At 65.3% G+C, this 4,838-nt stretch carries 5 protein-coding genes; 3 read left to right on the top strand and 2 right to left on the bottom strand.

The genetic code is table 11. The features are described 5' to 3' along the window. Positions 1-238: 238 nt before the first annotated feature. Positions 239-1,624, bottom strand: a complete 1,386-nt coding sequence (locus AAC071_RS16570; protein WP_339834774.1) for a hypothetical protein — start codon at positions 1,622-1,624, stop codon at positions 239-241. Positions 1,625-1,708: 84 nt separating this feature from the next. Here AAC071_RS16570 and AAC071_RS16565 point away from each other — a divergent pair, with 84 nt between their 5' ends. Beyond that, positions 1,709-2,185, top strand: a complete 477-nt coding sequence (locus AAC071_RS16565; protein WP_339834771.1) for a glutathione peroxidase — start codon at positions 1,709-1,711, stop codon at positions 2,183-2,185. After that, positions 2,182-2,685, top strand: a complete 504-nt coding sequence (locus AAC071_RS16560) for a DinB family protein (RefSeq protein ID WP_339834768.1) — start codon at positions 2,182-2,184, stop codon at positions 2,683-2,685. Before AAC071_RS16565 ends, AAC071_RS16560 begins: the two co-directional genes overlap by 4 nt. 195 nt (positions 2,686-2,880) lie before the next feature. Here the strand turns inward: AAC071_RS16560 and AAC071_RS16555 are convergent, their stop codons facing one another. Continuing rightward, positions 2,881-3,552: an OmpA family protein gene (locus tag AAC071_RS16555; RefSeq protein ID WP_339834777.1), complete on the bottom strand. Its 672-nt coding sequence runs from the start codon at positions 3,550-3,552 to the stop codon at positions 2,881-2,883. 275 nt (positions 3,553-3,827) lie between these two features. Between AAC071_RS16555 and AAC071_RS16550 the strand changes: the two genes are divergently transcribed. After that, the gene (locus tag AAC071_RS16550) at positions 3,828-4,592 is read left to right on the top strand and encodes an SDR family oxidoreductase (RefSeq protein WP_339834765.1); all 765 of its coding nucleotides are present in this window, start codon (positions 3,828-3,830) and stop codon (positions 4,590-4,592) included. Positions 4,593-4,838: the final 246 nt, after the last annotated feature.

Below are 4,838 nucleotides of genomic sequence, written 5' to 3'. Positions count from 1 at the left end.
TCTGACGACCAAAGCACACTGTGTTTTGCAGAGGAATCCCTTGGGGGAGGGTCGACAATTTGTGAGCGTAAGCGAACAAATTTCGGGGCGGGGTCGCGGCGTGGCGGCATGGGAAAACGACAGGGTGTACGCTGACGCGCTTCAGCGCCCCCGCCCCAAACGGGCTTCGCCCGTTTGACCCGCCCCCTAGGGGCGGGTGGGACGAGAGCATTGTGGCTTTCTTTGCCGCCGCCGCCCGTTAAATCCCCCGCAGCCGCGCCTGCCGCGCCAGGCTCCCCCAATGCGCCGCCATCGGCGCCGACGGCCGGAAAGCCGGGTTTTCGGGGACGCGCAGCACCTTTTCGAGCCAGCGCGCTTCGGCGGCATCGGCCTCGCGCCAGAGCGCCCGCGACAATGCCCCGGCCTCGGCCGCGCTCCCCTCCCGCCGGATCAGCGCCTCGACCCGGGCGGCAAACGAGGCCTCCAGCCGGTCGCGCTCGCCGGCATAGGCGGCCAGCCGCTGGGGATAGTTCCGCAGCACGGCCCGGTGCAGCCGCTCATGCCGCCACCAGCGCGTCCGCGCATCGAAGACATCGCCCGGCGCCGGGCCGAAATCGGGCAGCCCCGCCTTCGCCCATCCGGGCCCGAAAAACACCGGCTTGAAGAGCCCTGTGTCCGGCGCCGAAGTCGCGGTCAGCCAGTGAACGGCCCTCCTTTGACCGAATTTGTCATTCCCCAGTTCCGCCACCCAGGAGGCCGTCGTCTGCCCGAAACGCCGCACCGGCCCATAGGTCGCATGTGCCGACACCGCCCCGCCGAGAATCCCGTCCGGCCGCCAGTCGGGCCGCCGCGCCGCTTGCGCCCCGTGGTCGCGCAGGAAGCGCATCATCCCGGCGGCTGCAATGCCGCCGGTCTTCGCACCCAGCAATGCACTTGTCCGGCACCAGCGCTGATGCCCGCTGGCCAGCGCCGAGCGTTTGCGATTGGCGAAGACATCGGCGAAATCGAAATCCTGACCGGAAGGCGCCAGCCCATGCGCTTGCGCAAGCCGTTCGGCGCCCGCGCTCAGCCGTTCGAAATCGCGCCCGATCGTGTAGCTGTTCGAAATGCTGCGACGATCCTTGACCCGTTCCACCGCCCATTCGCGCCCCACCGTTTCGAGCACGAAGGCATCGCCCGCCGCATCGGCGATGATGAACGAATTGTGATACTCGAAGCGGCCCTTGTGCGCGCAATTGCCGCCCTGGCCGAATTCGCCAAGGAGCCGCGTGATGACATCGAGTGCCTCCTCGGCGCTGGCGCCGCGCTCGAGCCCGAGGCGCAGCAGATCCATGCCGATCAGCGAGGCTTCGGCCTGCGGCGCGATCTTGGCATGCACCGCCTCGTTGCCGATCACGACGCCATGTTCGTTGGCGCCCATCTCGGCGCCCCACATCCAGAACGGCCGCGACAGCAAAACGGCATGCGTGCGGGCAACCTGCGGAATCTCGATATAGGTGCAGCGGAGCCGGGCCCCCGGCGCGTGCGCCGCCGCCGGCACGAACAGCGGATACTGCGCCTCATTGGCCTCGCGGTCGGAGTTTTTCGCAAACAACAGCGCGCCGCTCGCCGTCGCTCCCGGCCGCGCCACCAGCGTATCGCACATGAAATCGCTCTCCCTCGCCGTCCCGAAAGGACAAGATTGGCGCCCATGCTATAATGCACGGCCATGAAAAGGCGAGGAGCCCCCATGTCCGCCCATCAATTCGAATTCCTGACCGCAACCGGCGAGGCGCTGCCGCTGTCGCGTTTTGCAGGCCACCCGGTGCTGATCGTCAACACGGCCAGCCGCTGCGGCTTCACCCCGCAATATCGCGACCTGCAGGGCCTCTGGGAGCGCTACCGTACCCGCGGCCTGACCGTCATCGGCGTGCCCTCCAACGATTTCGGCGCCCAGGAGCCCGGCACCGAGGCCGAGATCGTCTCCTTCTGCGAGATCAATTATTCGGTCACCTTCCCGCTGACCGCCAAGCAGCAGGTCGTCGGCGCCGAGGCCCAACCCTTCTATCGCTGGGTCGGCGAGGTCGCGGGCGAGGATGCCCGCCCGCGCTGGAACTTCCACAAATATCTGATCGGCCCCGAAGGCGAACTGGTCGAGATCTACCCGAGCAAGACCGGCCCGCTCGATGCCGCGCTGGTCGCCGAAATCGAGAAGCTGCTGCCGTGAGCGGCTACGCGCCCATAGCGATCGAGATGGCGCGCTACAACCAGTGGCAGAACGAGAAGCTCTATGGCCTGCTCGCCACGCTGCCGCCCGGGGAACTGACCCGCGCGCGCGGCATGTTCTTCGGCGACATGCTGGCCACCCTCGACCACATGCTGATGGTCGAAACGCATCTCCTGGCCTATATCGACGCAGGCGCGATGCCGTCGGCTTTCGATCCCGGCCGCCGCATCGAAACCGAATTCGAAGCCTTGCGTGCCGCACGCGTCAGGATGGACGCGAAATTTCGCACGCGCTGCGAAGACGCGCCGCCGCAATGGTTCGACGAAGTGATCGTCATGCCGTCGGGCCGCAAGCTCCCGCGCAGCTTCTGGTGGGCGCAGCTCTTCAACCACGCCACGCATCACCGCTCGCAGGTGACGGCGGAACTGACCCATATGGACCTCGACTACGGCAACACCGACCTGCCCTACAACCCGCTGACCCAATTCCCGGCACCGTAAGGAACCTGCGCAGAGCGGCATTTGATCGATGAGCCAACCAGCAACCCACCCGCCCCGAAATTTGTTTCGCTTGCGCTTCACAAATTTCGACCCTCCCCCAAGGGGCGGGTGGGGAGAAACGGACACGATTTTCCATCAAAACAAAAAAAGGCCCGGCATCGCTGCCGGGCCTTCCTTGCACGGACGAAACCGCAATCAGCTGGTCGTCAGCGGCGACAGGCGGATTTCGACGCGACGGTTCTGCTCGCGTCCGGCCGCCGTGTTGTTGTCGGCAATCGGCTGGCTCTCGCCGGCGCCGACGATATAGAAGCGCCGCGAGTCGACGCCCTGGCTGATCAGGTAGCTGCCGACACTCTGCGCCCGGCGTTGCGACAATTCGAGATTGTACTGGTCCGAGCCGGTCGAGTCGGTATGGCCGGTCACGTCGACCAGCGTCTTCTCGTATTCCTTCAGCACGATCGCGACCGAATTGAGCACCTCGAAGAAGCGCGCATTGATGTCGGATGAATTGGTGTCGAAGGTCACATTGCCCGGCATGTTGAGGATGATGTCGTTGCCGACCCGCGTCACGCTGACGCCCGAGGCCCTGAGCCGCTGCGTCAGTTCCTTTTCCTGCTGGTCCATGTAATAGCCGATGCCGCCGCCGGCCAGCGCGCCGATGCCGGCGCCGATCATCGCCCGCTGCCGCCGGTCGGTCGAGTCGCCGCCGCCGATCAGTCCGCCGGCAAGCGCGCCGACAACGGCGCCGCCCAGCGCGCCATAGGTCGTCTTGCTGGTTTTCTGTTCGCCGGTATAGGGGTCCTGCGTCGTGCAGGCGGCAAGGCCGAATGTCGCGATGATGGCGACAATGGCAAACTTCTTGAGCAGCATGGTGGAACTCCGATCTGAGGATGAGGCATTTACCGCGAGGCGGCGCCCGGTCCGGTTGAAGGCGGCCCCTGGTCCCTGCGGCCGGCGTCGAGAGCGCGGCCATATGGATTTCGGGGGGCGATGGTGTAAAACGACCCCGTACCCCGTTGGTCGCCGTAATCCTAGCAAATCGCGCGTCCGGCGGGAACGGCCTTCGACTAGGTATAAACACGGAAAAACCGCGAATCCGCGCCCCGAACGGCAGCGGCTTCGGACCGGAAAGGAAATCCCCCATGTCGCTCTTCGATCTCACCGGCAAGGTCGCCATCGTCACCGGCTCCACCAAGGGCATCGGCGAGGCCATCGTCCACCGCATGGCCGAACATGGCGCGAAAGTCGTCGTTTCCAGCCGCAAGGGCGATGCCTGCGACAGGGTCGCCGGCGAGATCAACGCGAAATACAAGGACAGCGCCATTGCCGTTCCCTGCAACATTTCCGACAAGGGCGATCTCGAACGCCTGGTCGCCACCACGATGAAGCAGTGGGGCCGCGTCGACAGCCTGGTCTGCAACGCGGCGGTCAATCCCTATTTCGGCCCGTCGAAGGATCTGCCCGACGACGCCTTCGACAAGATCATGTCGGCCAACATCAAGTCGAACCACTGGCTGGCCCACATGGTCCTGCCGCAGATGGTCGAGCGCAAGGACGGCTCGATCACCATCATCTCTTCGATCGGCGGCCTGCGCGGCTCGCCGATTCTCGGCGCCTATTGCGTCTCCAAGGCCGCCGACATGCAGCTTGCGCGCAATCTCGCGGTCGAATACGGGCCCCAGAACATCCGCGTCAACTGCATCGCGCCGGGCCTGATCAAGACCTATTTCGCGAAAGCCCTCTGGGACAATCCCGAAATCCTCGAACGCTCCACCGCCGGCGCGCCGCTGAAGCGCATCGGCATGCCCGACGAAATCGCCGGCGCGGCGGTCTTCCTCGCCAGCCCCGCCGGCGCCTTCATGACCGGCCAGACCATGGTCATCGACGGCGGCGCCACGGCGTCATAGTCGAGCATTGAATTTTGAAGACAACGTCTCTTCCCACCCTCCCCTCGGGGAGGGTCAAAATTCGCATAGCGAATTTTGGGGCGGGGGTTGGATCGTCACGACAAAACGCGGAGCGCGGGGGCTCCGCCTGGCCGCATACCCCGCCCCGTAATTTGCAGCGCTGACGCGCCGCAAATTCCGACCCTCCCCCAAGGATTCCTCTGCAAAAGAGAGTGGCATTTGGATTGTAGTGATGATTCCCTGTTT

This window comes from uncultured Parvibaculum sp. (genome assembly GCF_963975745.1).
Taxonomy (GTDB): Bacteria; Pseudomonadota; Alphaproteobacteria; order Parvibaculales; family Parvibaculaceae; genus Parvibaculum.
The sequence above is the reverse complement of the archived record's forward strand: the minus strand, read 5'-3'. Positions and strand labels throughout refer to the sequence as shown.